At 66.0% G+C, this 14,953-nt stretch carries 14 protein-coding genes, 1 other RNA gene and 1 pseudogene; 14 read left to right on the forward strand and 2 right to left on the reverse strand.

Translation table 11 applies throughout. The annotated features are described in order from the left end of the window. Window positions 1-83: 83 nt before the first annotated feature. Window positions 84-956 (forward strand): acetylglutamate kinase, encoded by an 873-nt coding sequence (gene argB, locus ACZ2IA_RS12090; protein ID WP_470292834.1) that lies wholly within the window; start codon window positions 84-86, stop codon window positions 954-956. A 99-nt stretch (window positions 957-1,055) separates the two neighbouring features. Further along, a complete protein-coding gene (locus ACZ2IA_RS12095) occupies window positions 1,056-1,499 on the forward strand; it encodes a CBS domain-containing protein (RefSeq protein WP_470292835.1) in 444 nt (147 codons plus the stop codon). Window positions 1,500-1,635: 136 nt separating this feature from the next. On the opposite strand, the gene ACZ2IA_RS12100 is transcribed toward ACZ2IA_RS12095, so the two are convergent. After that, entirely contained in the window at window positions 1,636-2,442 is an 807-nt protein-coding gene (locus tag ACZ2IA_RS12100) for an IclR family transcriptional regulator (protein ID WP_470292836.1), read from the reverse strand. 154 nt (window positions 2,443-2,596) lie between these two features. On the opposite strand from ACZ2IA_RS12100, the gene ACZ2IA_RS12105 reads away from it, so the two are divergent. The 12 genes from ACZ2IA_RS12105 (at window position 2,597) to ACZ2IA_RS12160 (ending at window position 14,658) form a co-directional block, all read left to right on the forward strand. Beyond that, window positions 2,597-3,781 carry an acyl-CoA dehydrogenase gene (locus ACZ2IA_RS12105; RefSeq protein WP_470292837.1) on the forward strand — a complete coding sequence of 395 codons (1,185 nt, stop codon included), beginning with the start codon at window positions 2,597-2,599 and terminating at the stop codon, window positions 3,779-3,781. Window positions 3,782-4,224: 443 nt separating this feature from the next. Then, entirely contained in the window at window positions 4,225-5,421 is a 1,197-nt protein-coding gene (locus ACZ2IA_RS12110) for a CaiB/BaiF CoA transferase family protein (RefSeq protein ID WP_470292838.1), read from the forward strand. Between the two features lie 99 nt (window positions 5,422-5,520). Continuing rightward, complete coding sequence (locus tag ACZ2IA_RS12115) at window positions 5,521-7,140, forward strand: electron transfer flavoprotein-ubiquinone oxidoreductase (RefSeq protein WP_470292941.1); 1,620 nt, start codon at window positions 5,521-5,523, stop codon at window positions 7,138-7,140. 92 nt (window positions 7,141-7,232) lie between these two features. Further along, window positions 7,233-7,307: non-coding RNA, sX9 sRNA (locus ACZ2IA_RS12120), on the forward strand. 306 nt (window positions 7,308-7,613) lie between these two features. Then, the gene (locus ACZ2IA_RS12125) at window positions 7,614-8,204 is read left to right on the forward strand and encodes a hypothetical protein (protein ID WP_470292839.1); all 591 of its coding nucleotides are present in this window, start codon (window positions 7,614-7,616) and stop codon (window positions 8,202-8,204) included. Between the two features lie 19 nt (window positions 8,205-8,223). Then, window positions 8,224-8,580 (forward strand): DUF4870 family protein, encoded by a 357-nt coding sequence (locus ACZ2IA_RS12130; protein WP_470292840.1) that lies wholly within the window; start codon window positions 8,224-8,226, stop codon window positions 8,578-8,580. Between the two features lie 212 nt (window positions 8,581-8,792). Further along, window positions 8,793-9,005 (forward strand): DUF3820 family protein, encoded by a 213-nt coding sequence (locus ACZ2IA_RS12135; protein WP_470292841.1) that lies wholly within the window; start codon window positions 8,793-8,795, stop codon window positions 9,003-9,005. 4 nt (window positions 9,006-9,009) lie between these two features. After that, window positions 9,010-9,966 (forward strand): ribosome biogenesis GTPase YlqF, encoded by a 957-nt coding sequence (ylqF, locus tag ACZ2IA_RS12140; RefSeq protein WP_470292842.1) that lies wholly within the window; start codon window positions 9,010-9,012, stop codon window positions 9,964-9,966. 150 nt (window positions 9,967-10,116) lie between these two features. Then, window positions 10,117-12,372 carry a YgiQ family radical SAM protein gene (locus ACZ2IA_RS12145; protein ID WP_470292843.1) on the forward strand — a complete coding sequence of 752 codons (2,256 nt, stop codon included), beginning with the start codon at window positions 10,117-10,119 and terminating at the stop codon, window positions 12,370-12,372. A 126-nt stretch (window positions 12,373-12,498) separates the two neighbouring features. Continuing rightward, on the forward strand, window positions 12,499-13,119 hold the full coding sequence (locus tag ACZ2IA_RS12150; RefSeq protein ID WP_470292844.1) for a glutathione S-transferase family protein: 621 nt from the start codon (window positions 12,499-12,501) through the stop codon (window positions 13,117-13,119). Window positions 13,120-13,180: 61 nt separating this feature from the next. After that, the gene (locus tag ACZ2IA_RS12155; RefSeq protein ID WP_470292845.1) at window positions 13,181-13,939 is read left to right on the forward strand and encodes a helix-turn-helix transcriptional regulator; all 759 of its coding nucleotides are present in this window, start codon (window positions 13,181-13,183) and stop codon (window positions 13,937-13,939) included. 65 nt (window positions 13,940-14,004) lie between these two features. After that, window positions 14,005-14,658 carry a LysE family translocator gene (locus ACZ2IA_RS12160; RefSeq protein ID WP_470292846.1) on the forward strand — a complete coding sequence of 218 codons (654 nt, stop codon included), beginning with the start codon at window positions 14,005-14,007 and terminating at the stop codon, window positions 14,656-14,658. Window positions 14,659-14,723: 65 nt separating this feature from the next. Here the strand turns inward: ACZ2IA_RS12160 and ACZ2IA_RS12165 are convergent. Next, window positions 14,724-14,909: pseudogene (locus ACZ2IA_RS12165) on the reverse strand (YqaE/Pmp3 family membrane protein); the annotation flags it as partial. Between the last annotated feature and the right edge of the window lie 44 nt (window positions 14,910-14,953).

Below are 14,953 nucleotides of genomic sequence, written 5' to 3' on the forward strand. Positions count from 1 at the left end.
CAAGATTAATAAATGAAAATTCAGCAGGTGGCGTAGGTAGAATGGCAGGCAACGGAAAACCTGCGATAAACAGAGGAGCAATCATGACCGTGACGGCCAGCGAACAGGCGCGGATTCTTGCCGAAGCCCTGCCTTATATCCGGCAATTTGCCGGCAAGACCCTGGTGATCAAGTACGGCGGCAACGCGATGACCGACGACAAGCTGAAGGAAGGCTTCGCCAAGGACGTGGTGATGCTCAAGCTGGTCGGCCTGAACCCGGTGGTGGTGCACGGCGGCGGCCCGCAGATCAATGAGCTGCTGGAAAAGGTCGGCAAGCAGGGCGAGTTCGTGCAGGGCATGCGCGTCACCGACTCCGAGACGATGGACGTGGTCGAGATGGTGCTCGGCGGCCTGGTCAATAAGGAGATCGTGTCGCTGATCAACAAGCACGGCGGCAAGGCGGTGGGCCTGACCGGCAAGGACGGCCACTTCATCCGCGCCAGGAAGCTGTTCCTGAAGTCGCCGGACGCCGGCGCGATCGACATTGGCCAGGTCGGCGAGATCGAGTCGATCGACCCGGCGCTGGTGTCGCTGCTCGATAGCCAGGACTTTATCCCGGTGGTCGCGCCGATCGGCGTCGGCCTCGACGGCGAGGCGTACAACATCAACGCGGATCTCGTGGCCGGCAAGCTGGCCGAAACCTTGCGCGCCGAGAAGCTGGTGCTGATGACCAACACCCCGGGCGTGCTCGACAAGCAGGGCCAGCTGCTGACCGGGCTGACCGCCAAGAAGATCGACGCGTTGTTCGCCGACGGCACCATCTCCGGCGGCATGCTGCCGAAGATCAGCTCGGCGCTCGACGCGGCGAAGAACGGCGTCAACGCGGTGCACATCATCGACGGCCGGGTGCCGCATGCGCTCCTGCTGGAGATACTGACCGACGCCGGCGTCGGCACGATGATCCGCGCCGAGTAAGGTTTAGGACGCGCGGTCAGTGCGCTGGCCGGGCGAGGCGCGGCCGAGTTGCTATAGTGTTTGCAGGGTTGTTTTATTCCAGCGCAAAGGGGATTTGCCATGCTGAATGCCGGCCAGATACTAGCTAACAAGGCCCGCCAGGAATTGATCTTCGTCAGCCCGGACGCCACGGTGTTCCAGACGCTGCAGGTGATGGCGGAACACAATGTCGGGGCGGTGCTGGTGATGGAGGGCGGCGAGGTGCAGGGGATCTTCTCCGAGCGCGACTACGCCCGGCGCATCGTGCTGCAGGGCCGCACCTCGGCCGGCACCCGGGTGCGTGACATCATGACCAGCAAGGTGCTGTACGTGACGCCGGAGAGCACGGTCGAGCACTGCATGGCGCTGATGACCGAAAAGCACATTCGCCACCTGCCGGTGCTCGACAGAGAAAATACCGTGCTCGGCGTGGTGTCGATCGGTGACCTGGTGCACGCCACCATCGTCGAACAGCAGTATGTGATCGACCAGCTGGTCAACTATATTCACGGCGGACGCGCGTAGATCGCGCCGTGCCGTGGCGACGCCGCCACGCCCCCGGGTGTGGTAGACAGTGCCCGTTAAGCCATCAACAAAAAGCCGGACATCGCGTCCGGCTTTTTTTCGTTCATTCGGACGAGGCACCCAGCCTCGCGCGCTGTTACAAGGTCGGAACGACCGATTGGGCGAGTTCGACCAACGCCGGTGCGATCTCGTGCTCGAGCACGCTCGGGGTGAACAGCAGGCTTGGGCCGCTGGCGTTCAGTGCGAACGGCGGCTGGCCCGGCGTCGGCGACGGCAGCGGCACGCCGATCGCCATCACCTCCGGGCCGTACTCGCCCCACGACACCGCATAGCCGCAGGCGCGGTACTGCGCCAGGCTCTGCTGCAGCCGCTTGTGCAATTCCGGCCAGTCGTCGACGTAGCGTTCGGCCAACTGCGCGTCGAGCGAGTCGCGTTCGTGCTCGGACAGCCCGGCGTAGAACGCCCGGCCGATCGCGGTGGTGGCGATCGGCACGCGCGAACCGACGGTCAGCTGCACCGTCACCCGTGCCGGGCTGCGGCAGGTCTCGAGATAGAGCATGTCGGTGCCCTCGCGCATCGCCAGGCTGACCGAGACGTTGTGCTTGAGCGCAAAATCGCGCATCAAGGGCGCGGCGATGCTGCGGATGTCGTAGCTCGCCAACACCACCGAGCCGAGCGCCAGCACCGACAGGCCAAGGCGGTAGTAGCCGCTGTCGGCCTCCTGCGCCAGGTAGCCGAGCCGGGTCAGCGTGTAGGTGAGCCGCGACACGGTCGACTTGGGCAGGCCGGTGCGCGCCGCCAGTTCCTGGTTGGACAGGCCGGCCTCACCGGGGCGGAACGCGCCGAGTACCGCCAGCCCGCGGGCCAGGGCGGTGACGAACAGGCGATCCTTATCGTCGTCCGCCGGGTCGGCGGACAACGGATCGTGCGAAGTATTTTCCATGGCGCAAGGATACCCGTGCTGTTAGGGCTGTAAAGAGTTGCTTTACATGGTGAGAACGACGGAGTATGTTGTTCTGCATTGCAGAATACGATTCCGCTTGGCGGAACATTTTAACCGGCCGAATACGGCCGGACCACGACAAAGGAGAGACCCGATGGCTGCCACCCAACACCGCGCCGCGTTTGCCTGGGAAGACCCGCTGCTGCTCGAATCGCGGCTGACCGAAGAGGAGAGGCTGGTGCGCGACACCGCGCACGCGTTCTGCCAGGAGCAGCTGATGCCGCGCGTGCTCACCGCCAACCGTGAGGAGCGCTTCGACCGCGAGATCCTGTCCGAGATGGGCGAGCTGGGCTTGCTCGGCTGCACCATCGACGGCTACGGTTGCGCCGGTCTCAGCCACGTCGCGTACGGCCTGATCGCCCGCGAGGTCGAGCGGGTCGACTCCGGCTACCGCTCGGCGATGAGCGTGCAGTCGTCCCTGGTGATGCATCCGATCTGGGCGTACGGCTCGGACGAGCAGAAGGACAAGTATCTGGAGAAGCTCGCCCGCGGGGAACTGGTCGGCTGCTTCGGCCTGACCGAGCCGGACGCCGGCTCCGACCCGGGCGGGATGAAGACCCGCGCCAAGAAGGTCGACGGCGGCTGGGTGTTGAAGGGCAGCAAGCTGTGGATCACCAACAGCCCGATCGCCGACCTGTGCGTGGTGTGGGCCAAGGACGACGCCGGCGAGATCCGTGGCTTCCTGCTCGAGCGCGGCATGGACGGCCTGACGACGCCGGTGATCCACGGCAAGTTCTCCCTGCGCGCGTCGGTCACCGGCGAGATCGTGATGGACGAGGTGTTCGTGCCGGACGCCAACCTGCTGCCGGGCGTGAAGGGGCTGAAGGGGCCGTTCGGCTGCCTGAACAAGGCGCGCTTCGGCATCGCCTGGGGCGCGATGGGCGCCGCCGAGTTCTGCTGGCACGCCGCGCGCCAGTACACGCTCGACCGCCAGCAGTTCGGCCGGCCGCTCGCCGCCACCCAGCTGATCCAGCTGAAGCTCGCCGACATGCAGACCGAGATCGCGCTCGGCCTCGAGGCCTGCCTGCAGGTCGGCCGGCTGATGGATACGGATCAGGCCGCGCCGGAGATGATCTCGCTGATCAAGCGCAACAACGCCGGCAAGGCGCTGGCGATCGCCCGCGTCGCCCGCGACATGCACGGCGGCAACGGTATCTCGGACGAATTCCACGTGATCCGGCATATGATGAACCTGGAGGCGGTGAACACCTACGAGGGCACGCACGACGTGCACGCGCTGGTGTTGGGGCGCGCGCAGACCGGGATCGCGGCGTTCTGATTGGCCTGTCGGTGTGGTTCGGCCAACCTGGGGCTGCATGAGGTTGACCGAACCATTACAGATGGCTGAGCGATCCGCCTCGCCGGCGCGGCCTTACTTTCTTTTGCTTCGCCAAAAGAAAGTAAGCAAAGAAAAGGCGAGCCCCGCCGCCGCTTGCTTCCGCCCGGGAAACGCCCGGCGAGGCGCCGCCGAACTCGCGATTCGCTAACGTCGAATCGCTCAAACAGACGGCGGCTTAAGACCTCGCCGAACGTCTCCCGGACGGCGCGGCGGAAGGGCCCCGGCTGGCTCATGGGATGTTTGTGATCGCGTTCGGAGCAGGACCGCGCCGGCGAGGCGGATGCTTCAATGCCCTGTGCCGCTTCAATAAAAACCACCCACTCGGCCAACCTCGATTCCAACAAGCTCAACGTTGGCCGAATCCCTCTACAAAGGACCACCCCATGCAAGGCCAAGGCGCGCTGTCCGGCATCAAGGTGCTGGATCTCTCCCGTGTGCTCGCCGGGCCGTGGGCCAGCCAGCTGCTGGCCGACCTCGGCGCCGACGTGATCAAGGTCGAACGCCCCGGCCTCGGCGACGACACCCGGCAATGGGCGCCGCCCAGCCTGCCGGACGGCACCGCCGCGTACTTTCTCGCCACCAACCGCGGCAAGCGCTCGGTCACCGTCGACATCACCCGCCCGGACGGGCAGGCGATCGTGCAGCGCCTCGCCGAGCAGGCCGACGTGCTGCTGGAAAACTACAAGGTCGGCGGCCTCGCGAAATACGGTCTCGATTACGAAACGCTCGCCGCGCGCAACCCGCGCCTGGTGTACTGCTCGATCACCGGCTTCGGCCAGGACGGCCCGTACGCCGCGGCGCCCGGCTACGACTACATCGTGCAGGGGATGAGCGGGCTGATGAGCATCACAGGCCCGGCCGATGGCGAGCCGCACAAGGTCGGCGTGGCGGTCACCGACCTGTTCACCGGCCTCTACGCCGCCAACGCGGTGCAGGCGGCGCTGCTCTCCCGGCACCACACCGGCCGCGGCCAGTACATCGATATGGCCTTGTTCGACTGCGCGCTGGCGATGCTCGCCAACGTCGGCATGAACCATCTGGTCAGCGGCACCACGCCGCCCCGGCTCGGCAATGCCCATCCAAACATCGTGCCCTATCAGGTGTTCGCCGCCGCCGACGGCCATTTCATCCTCGCCTGCGGCAACGACAAGCAGTTCCGCGCGGTCGCCGAGCTGATCGGTCAGCCGTCTCTGGCACAGGACCAGCGCTTCGCGACCAACCCGGCGCGGGTCGCGCACCGCGACGAGCTGGTAGGCCGTTTGGCCGAGGCGTTTTGCGCCGGCACGCGCGATGATTGGCTGAACCGGCTCGACGCGGCCGGCGTGCCGTGCGGCCCGATCAACTCGGTGGCCGAGGCGTTCGCCGACCCGCAGGCCGTCGCGCGCGGCATGCGGATCGAGCTCACCGACGCGGCCGGCCAGGCGGTGCCGCTGGTGGCGTGCCCGATCCGGCTGTCGGCGACGCCGCCGCAGTACCGGCAGGCGCCGCCCAAACTCGGCGAGCACACCGCCGCGGTGTTGGCCGAACTCGGTTACGACGAGGGCGAAATCGCCACGCTGCAGGCGGTCGGCACCGTTTAAACGCTTGTTTGATTTTGACGCCCGACCACGACTCATTGCATGATTCGATCATTAGGCAATGACGCACCGCGCAAAGGAGACACGGTGGAACGCGAATACATGGAATACGACGTGGTGGTGGTCGGCGGCGGGCCATCCGGCCTGAGCGCCGCGATCCGCGTCAAGCAGTTGGCCGAACAGCAGGGCCGCGACATCAGCGTCTGCCTGCTCGAGAAGGGCTCGGAGATCGGCGCGCACATCCTGTCGGGCGCGGTGATCGAGCCCAAGGCGCTGAACGAGCTGATCCCGGACTGGAAGGAAAAGGGCGCGCCGCTGAACACCCCGGCGACGAAAGACCGCTTCCTGTTCCTGACCGAGACCGAATCGGTGCAGCTACCGACGCCGCCGCAGATGCACAACCACGGCAACTACATCGTCAGCCTCGGCAACTTCTGTCGCTGGCTCGGCGAGCAGGCCGAGGCGCTCGGGGTGGAGATCTACCCGGGCTTCGCCGCCGCCGAGGTGCTGTATAACGCCGACGGCTCGGTGAAGGGCGTCGCCACCGGCAACGTCGGCACCGGCAAGAATGGTGAGCTGGAAGGCGAACCCGGCATGGAGCTGTGGGCCAAGCAGACCATCTTCGCCGAAGGCTGTCGCGGCTCGCTGACCAAGACGCTGTTCGAGCGCTTCAAACTGCGCGACGGCGCCGATCCGCAGACCTACGGCATCGGCATCAAGGAGCTGTGGGAGGTGAAGCCGGAGAACCACCAGCCCGGCAGCATCACCCACACCGTCGGTTGGCCGATGGACACCGCTACCTACGGCGGCTCGTTCCTCTATCACCTGGAAGATAACCAGGTGGTGGTCGGCTTCGTGGTCGGCCTCGACTACCAGAACCCCTACCTGTCGCCATATGAGGAGTTCCAGCGCTTCAAGACCCATCCGGACATCAAGCCGGTGTTCGAGGGCGCGCGGCGCATCTCGTACGGCGCGCGCGCCTTGAGCGAGGGCGGCATCCAGAGCCTGCCGAAGCTGACCTTCCCGGGCGGCGTGCTGGTCGGCGACACCGCCGGCTTCCTGAACGTGCCGAAGATCAAGGGCACGCACACCGCGATGAAGTCGGCGATGCTCGCCGCCGAGGCGGTGGTCGAGGTGTTGGCCGGCGAGTCGGGCGGCGCGGGCTTGGAGGCGACTGCGTACAGCGCCAAGGTCAAGCAGAGCTGGCTGTACGACGAGCTGTGGAAGGTGCGCAACATCCGCCCGTCGTTCCGCTGGGGGCTGTGGCCGGCGTTCATCTACTCGGCGCTCGACACCTATCTGTTCCGCGGCCGCGCGCCGTGGACGTTGCGTCACAAGCATGCCGACAACGAGACGCTGAAACCGGCCGCCGAGTGCATCCCAATCGACTATCCGAAACCGGACGGGGTGCTGACCTTCGATAAGCTGTCGTCGGTGTTCATCTCCAACACCAACCACAGCGAAGACCAGCCGGCGCACCTGCAGCTGAAGGACAAGCGGATTCCGATCGAGGTCAACCTCGCCGAATACGACGCGCCGGAGCAGCGCTACTGCCCGGCCGGCGTGTACGAGATCGTCGGCCGCGAGGAGGGCACACCGCGCCTGCAGATCAACGCGCAGAACTGCGTGCACTGCAAGACCTGTGACATCAAGGACCCGACCCAGAACATCAACTGGGTGACGCCGGAGGGGGGAGGCGGGCCGAACTACCCGAACATGTAAGAACCGGCCCGCAAAGCTGCTGCGCAGGCGTGATCTCGAGTTAGGCAGTCGGCGTGCGAATCTATTGATTCGCTCAGCTGTCAGGAATCCTCATGTACTCCAGTACATTCCGGTTCCTGCGCGCTGTCCGCCCCGAGCTGACGCCCGCTCGCGACGCTTTGAGGGCCATTTCAAGTTATTAGGTCGACCGAACCGGGCGCCGGGCATAGCCCCGCGCCGGTTTTTTGTCCGCTGTCATGGCCGCAGGGTTGACAGCCGGCCGCGATGGGGCGCAGCATGATACGCATGAATCCCCAGCACGCCTTCTCCTCCGTTTCGTTTTATTGGTACCGCTCGTCACGGCGGCACCAGGGAACGCGTGCACACTAAATACAGAACACATTCCCGACAAATGCCGCCGCTACCAGGCGGCATTTGTTTTTCTCGCAGATGATCTTCCGCCGCCTGGATAACGCCAGACTAGGAGATCACTCATGAACGAAGTCCGAGACACGCTGTCCATCGCCCGAGCCAGCCTGACGTTGGGGAGCGCCCAGCGCCTGTGCGCGCTGGCGCTGTTGACCGACGTCGAGCACGCCGCACCGGGCACGCCGCAGCTGCCGCCGGCCGAAGCGCTGGAGCTCGCGCCGCTGCGCCTGTCCGAGGCGCTGCTGCCGGACATCCGGCTGCTCGCGATGCTCAGCGCCACACTGCGCGCTAATCTGGGAGAAGCGCCGACGGCGGCGCGGCTCTCCGACGCGGCCGACTGGCTGGCGGCGCGGATTGCGGTATTGGGGCTGACCCACGTGCTGGTGACGCCGGCACAGCTGCCCGAGCTCGACGAGGCCAACCGGCGCTTGCAGGAGCTGGCGCAACGCTTCGGCCTGACCGTGAGCTCGGCCGCGCCGGTGCTGCTGCCGGCGGCGCTGCCGGCCGAACGCGGCGTGCTGCGCGGCTGGTGCGCGGCCGAGCCGGCGGCCAGCGGCGCCGCGGCCGGGCTGGTTGATACCAGCCGCCGGGCGCACCGCGCGGCGCGGCGCCGTCTGACTGGGCTGTTCGCTACGCTTGGGCTGGCGGCGGACTGAATACCCTGAAGGAGACTGCATGTACCAAACCCCGGAACAACCGGTGATCAGCCGGATCGACGACCACAAATTGAGCAACCTGACGATGGCGGTGTACGTACTGCAGGCGATCAGCCTGTTCGTCGGGGTGACCGCGATCGTCGGCGTGGTGGTCAACTACGTCAAGCTGCCGGACATGATCGGCACCCGTTACGAGAGCCACTTCCGCTGGCAGATCAAGACCTTCTGGTGGGCGCTGGCGGGTTACCTGGTCGGCGGCTTGCTGACGGTGGTGCTGGTGGGTTTCCTGATCCTCGGCATCACCTGGATCTGGTTCATCTACCGGGTGGTGAAGGGCTATTTGGTGTTCAACGACGGCAAGGCGATTCAGCTATAAAAAAACGGGCACCGCGAGGCACCCGTGCAACGGCTCTGCGCGAACCGGCCGTAATCGAAATGCCGTCAGACAGATCATCGTCGCACCAATTGACGACGGCCTAGTACATCGTCGTCCAGCCGGCTTGACCGGCATCAACGCTTTTTGGTCCGCGCTCGCCAAGCGCCGCGCGCTTTGGCACAATGCGCCCCTTCCCGACGAGTCCTCCCGCGATGCAAGCCGCTGATTTGGAAACCCTGGTGACCCTGCGCATGCCGTTTGGCAAGTACAAGGGCACGCTGTTGGCCGACCTGCCGGAAAACTACCTCGACTGGTTCGCCCGTCAGGGATTTCCGCCCGGCGAGATCGGCCGACTGCTGGCGCTGGCGCACGAAATCCAGCTGAACGGACTGACGTCCTTGCTCGACCCTTTACGAAAGCGATAAACCGATGGCGATCCAATGGTTCCCAGGCCACATGAACAAGGCCAAGAAGGCGGTGGCCGAACGCGTCAAGGACATCGACGTAGTGATCGAGATGCTCGATGCGCGTCTGCCGGCGTCCAGCGCCAACCCGATGATCGCGCAGCTGACCCGCGGCAAGCCGGCGCTGAAGATCCTCAATAAGCAGGACCTGGCCGACCCGCAACGTACCCGGCAGTGGATCGACTACTACAAGGGTAAGAGCCACACCCAGGCGATCGGCATGGACGCCGGCGAGCGCTCGCCGGCCAAGAAGCTGATCGACGCCTGTCTCGACCTGGTGCCGAACCGCGGCAGCGTCGAGCGGCCGCTGCGCGTGCTGATCTGCGGCATCCCCAACGTCGGCAAGTCGACGCTGATCAACACGATGACCGGCCGCAAGGTCGCCAAGGCCGGCAACGAGCCGGGCGTGACCAAGGGCGAGCAGCGCATCATCCTCGCCGACGGCTTCTGGCTGTTCGACACCCCGGGCATGCTGTGGCCGAAGATCATCGTCGAAGAGGGCGGCTACAACCTCGCCGCCAGCGGCGCGGTCGGCCGCAACGCGATGGACGAGGAAGAGGTCGCGCTGGTGCTGTTGACCTACCTGATCGCCAACTACCCGAACGAGCTGGTGGCGCGCTACGGCCTGAAGGACGGCGTCGACGGCCAGCAGGACGTCGAGGTGCTCGACGCGATCGGCCGCCGCCGCGGCGCGATGCTCGGCGGCGGCCGAGTCAATATCCAGAAGGCCGCCGAGATCGTGCTGACCGATTTTCGCGCTGGCGCGATCGGCCGGATCACGCTGGAGACCCCGGACGAATGGCGCGTCTGGGAAGAGGAGTCGAAGGCCCGCGAAGCGCGCCGCATCAAGGAGCGCGAGGACTTGAAGAACGAGCGCGAGCATAAGCGCCGCCTCGCCGAAGCCGGTAAGAACAGCCACTGAGCCGCGCTTTCGGCCAACCTTGGACCCACAAACGGCAGACCGCCGACCCGGTCTGCCGTTTTTGCGTAGATGATTGATTGAGCAGGATTTTTGCTGAGCCCAGCGCGCTTTTCTGGCATAATGCGCGCCTTGCCGGAAACCACACCCACCATGAACACGCCACCGACCAGCAACGTCAAACCGATCACTTCCTACCGCAAGTACTGGGCGCAGCGCTTCGGCACCGCCAAGTTCCTGCCGATGAGCCGCGCTGAAATGGACGAGCTCGGCTGGGATTCCTGCGACATCATCCTGGTGTCGGGCGACTGCTACATCGACCACCCAAGCTTCGGCATGGCGCTGGTGGGGCGTCTCCTGGAGGCGCAGGGTTTCCGCGTCGGCATCATTGCACAGCCGGACTGGCACAGCGCCGACGCGTTCCGCGAGCTGGGCAAGCCGAACCTGTTCTTCGGCGTGACCGCCGGCAATATGGACTCGATGATCAACCGCTACACCGCCGACAAGAAGCCGCGCTCGGACGATGCGTACACCCCGCACGGCGAGCCGAACAAGCGCCCCGATCGCGCGGTGACGGTGTACGCGCAGCGCTGCCGCGAGGCCTACCCGGGCGTCGGCGTGATGATCGGTAGCATCGAGGCGAGCCTGCGCCGCATCGCGCACTACGACTACTGGAGCGACAAGGTGCGCCCGTCGGTGCTGGTCAACTCCAAGGCCGACATCCTCTTGTACGGCAACGCCGAGCGCGCGCTGGTCGAGATCGCCCACCGCGCCGCCGCCGGTGAGAAGCTGTCCGAGATGCGCGACGTGCGCGGCACCGCCTTCATCGTGCCGCACGGCTGGAAGCCGAACGACGAGTGGGAAGAGATGGATTCGACCACCGTCGACGTCCCGGGCCGGGTCGACGCGCACATCAACCCCTACGAAGAAATCCCCGAGCAGGCGGCCAAGCAGGCCGAGGCGAGCGGCGCGACGGCCCAGGCCATGACAGTCCAGCCGATCAAGTTCATGAACGTGCACGACCGAGTGGCGATCCGCCGCGCGCAGCGCGCCAAGACCGTGGTGCGCATCCCGTCGTTCGAGGCGGTCGCCTACGACCCGGTGTTGTACGCGCACGCCAGCCGCACCCTGCACCTGGAATCGAACCCGGGCAATGCCCGAGCGCTGGTACAGCTGCACGGCGAGCGCGACGTCTGGCTGACCCCGCCGCCGATCCCGCTGACCACCGAAGAGATGGACTTCGTGTTCGGCCAACCTTACGCGCGCAATCCACACCCGGCCTACGGCAAGGCACATATCCCGGCTTGGGAGATGATCAAGTACTCGGTCAACATCATGCGCGGCTGTTTCGGCGGCTGCACCTTCTGCTCGATCACCGAGCACGAGGGCCGCATCATCCAGAGCCGTTCGGAAGAGTCGATCCTGAAAGAGATCGAGGAAATCCGCGACAAGACCGAGGGCTTCACCGGCCACATCTCCGACCTCGGCGGCCCGACCGCAAACATGTACCGGCTGTCCTGCAAAGACCCGAAGATCGAGAAGTCCTGTCGCAAGCTCTCGTGCGTGTACCCGGACATCTGCGAGAACCTCAACACCGACCACAGCAGCCTGATCCAGCTGTACCGCAAGGCACGTGCGCTGCCGGGGGTGAAGAAGATCAACATCCAGTCGGGCCTGCGCTACGACCTGGCGGTGAAGTCGCCCGAGTACATCAAGGAGCTGGTCAAGTACCACGTCGGCGGCTATCTGAAGATCGCGCCGGAGCACACCGAGGAGGGCCCGCTCTCCAAGATGATGAAGCCGGGCATGGGCAGCTACGACAAGTTCAAGGAGCTGTTCGAGAAGTTCTCGAAGGAGGCCGGCAAGGAACAGTACCTGATCCCGTACTTCATCGCCGCGCACCCGGGCACTACCGACGAGGACATGATGAATCTGGCGCTGTGGCTGAAGAAGAACAACTTCCGCCTCGACCAGGTGCAGACCTTCATGCCGACGCCGATGGCGATGGCGACGACGATGTGGCATACCCGCCGCAACCCGCTGAAGAAACTGGCGCGCAGCTCCGAGAAGGTCGACGTGGTGCGCGACGGCTACCGCCGCAAGCTGCACAAGGCCTTCCTGCGCTACCACGCGCCGGAAAACTGGGAAATCATCCACGGCGCGCTGCTCGACATGGGCCGCCAGGACCTGATCGGCTACGGCAAGCACCATCTGATCCCGCCGACCCCACCAGGCAGCGGTCCGGCCCGCCCGGGCCAGCGCTTCAACACCGCGCGCACCGCCCACCACCCGACCCAACGCTTCCAGGATGCGCCACCGGCTGCCGCGCGCAAGCCTAAGGGCAACAAGCCGGGCAGCCGCACCACCGCCGGCACCGCCGCGAGCAGCAAGCCGCGCGGCAAGCGCTGAGCGTTTGCCTCTGCCGTGATCGACAGCCACCCTCGGGTGGCTGTTTTGTTGTGCGCGGTTCCCGGACGTCATGGCGCGGCGCTACACTGACGCTTTCGGACGTTAACGGTTCAACAAGGGGACGGCATGTTGCGGATCTGGGGCAGGATCAATTCCACCAATGTGAAGAAGGTGGTGTGGGCAGCGCAGGAGCTGGGCATCGGTTTCGAGCGGCTCGACGCTGGCCGGCAGTTCGGCGTGGTGACCACACCGGAGTATCGCGCGCTGAACCCGAACGGCCTGGTGCCGACCATCGAGGACGACGGTTTCGTGCTGTGGGAGTCGAACGCGATCCTGCGCTATCTCGCCGCGAAGCAGGGGGACACGCCGCTGTACCCGGCCGGTCTCCAGCAGCGCGCCGACGTCGAGCGTTGGCTCGACTGGCAGGCGACCACCTTGCAGCCGGCGCTGACGCCGGCGTTCGCCGGGCTGATCCGCACCCCGGCGGCCGAGCGCAACCCGGCGGCGATCGAGGCGTCGCGGCAGAAGACCGAACTGTTGCTGCCTATGCTTGAGCAGCGGCTGGCCGACGCGCCGTTCCTGACCGGCGATGTGTTCACCCTCGCCGACATCGCAGTCGGCTGCTCGGTGCACAACTGGCTGAACCTCGAGCTGCCGAGCGAAGGCCGGCCGCGTCTCGAGGCGTGGTACGCGGCGCTGCGCGAGCGTGCCGGCGCGGCCGGCGTGTTGACGCTGCCGCTGAGCTGAGGCCGGATCGCGTCAGGCTGGGCGGTGGCCCGGCTCTGGCGCGTCTCGCGTTCCTGAAAAAATGATCTCCTTTCGCAACGATTTTCTCGAACTCGCCCTGGTGAGCGTGCCGTCCCAGGGCTTTCCCAAGCACAGCCACGACGAGTTCGTGATCAGCGCCAGCCTGAACGGACTGGAACAGGTGTGGCTGGACGGCAAGACCTTCGAGGCCGATACCGCGACGCTGACTACCTACAACCCGGGGGAGGTGCAGGCAAGTCGCGCGGTCAGCGACGGGGCCTGGCGCTGTCTGTCGTTCTATGTGCAGCCGGCGGCGTTCGAGCACTATTTCCACACCCCGTTCGCTTTCGGCCAACCTTGTGCGCGTGATGCCGGGCTAGTCCGGGCGCTGGGCGCCGTCGCGCAGACGCGTGGTGCGGAAGCGGAAGAGGGCTGCGTGACGCTGCTGTCGCTACTGCTTGAACAGGCGAAGCACAAGGCGGCGCCGACCCGCCTGCCGCTCGACCTGGCGCGGGCGACGCGGGTACAGGACTGGCTGCTCAGCGACCTGAGCACGGTGCCGAGCCTCGAGGCGCTGGCGGCCGCGGAAGGCATCTCGCCGGCCCATCTGGTGCGCTCGTTTCATCGTCTGGTCGGTCTGCCGCCGCTGGCCTGGCTGATGCAGCAACGCCTCGGCCTGGCACGCCGGTTGCTGCGTGCCGGTCGGCCGATCGCCGAGGTGGCGCTCGAAGCCGGCTTTGCCGACCAGGCCCACTTCACCCGGACCTTTTCCCGCTTCTGTGGGATGACCCCGGGGCAATTCCGCCAGATCAATTTTTGACAATACCGCCAGGCAGCGGGCGCGTTACCTTGCGGCATTGCTCACTTTGCACAAGGCCCTACCCCATGTTCGCGGTCATCCTCAAGGGTTTTCTGCTCTCGCTGTCGCTGTGCCTGGATCTGGGCGTCGTCAATACCGCGCTGATCAACACCGGCATGCGGTCCGGAACGCGGCCTGCCTTCCTGGTGGGCCTGGGGTCCTGCTTCGGCGACCTGTTTTACGCGCTGCTGTCGCTGTGTGGCCTGGCGCTGCTGTTCAATTACACCTCAGTGCGCTGGCTGCTGTGGCTGGGCGGCGGGGCGGTGCTGATTTGGCTGTCCTGGCGGATGGCGCTGGCGGCCTGGCAGGCATCGCGGCAAGACGCCGGGTCGCTAGCGGGCGAGCGCGCCGCAGGTAGCGCGGCCTGGTCGGCCCGGCGCGAGCTGCTGCGCGGTCTGGGCATGGCGCTGGCCTCGCCGACCTCGCTCTTCTGGTTCGCCGCGGTGGGCGGCGCGATCATCGCCCAGTCCACCGACGGCTCGGCGTTGATGAACGGTGTGTTCCTCGGCGGGTTCTTCGCCGGCGGACTGGTCTGGAGTGGGTTTCTGGCGCTTCTGGCCGGCCGCGGCCGGCACCTGCTCGGCAACCGACTGGTGCTGTACTGCAATGTCGGCTCGGCCGTGCTGTTCGGCTATTTTGCGCTGACGGTGATCGCGGACGGCTATCGAACGCTATGGTAAAGCTCTGGGCCGGGCCGCGACCGGGTCAGCTTGGCCGAAGCGCCAACCCGCGTGGCCCAGCGGTGCCGTCCCATCGCCCGGGCGATCTTCTGGTCGGTCTTGTACTGGCTCAGTGCATACGCCGACCAGATCGCTGCCGGGATCCAGCCGATCAGCGTTAGCTGCAGCACCAGGCAGAACAGCCCGGCGAACGGTCGGCCGATGGTGAGGAACTGTAGCCAGGGAACCAGGATGGCGAGGATCAGGCGCATGGTGAGGTCGGAGCAGTCTGGTCGATGATGGGAGGGGCAGCATA

The sequence above is a fragment of the Crenobacter sp. CS_VA4 genome (assembly GCF_055597485.1).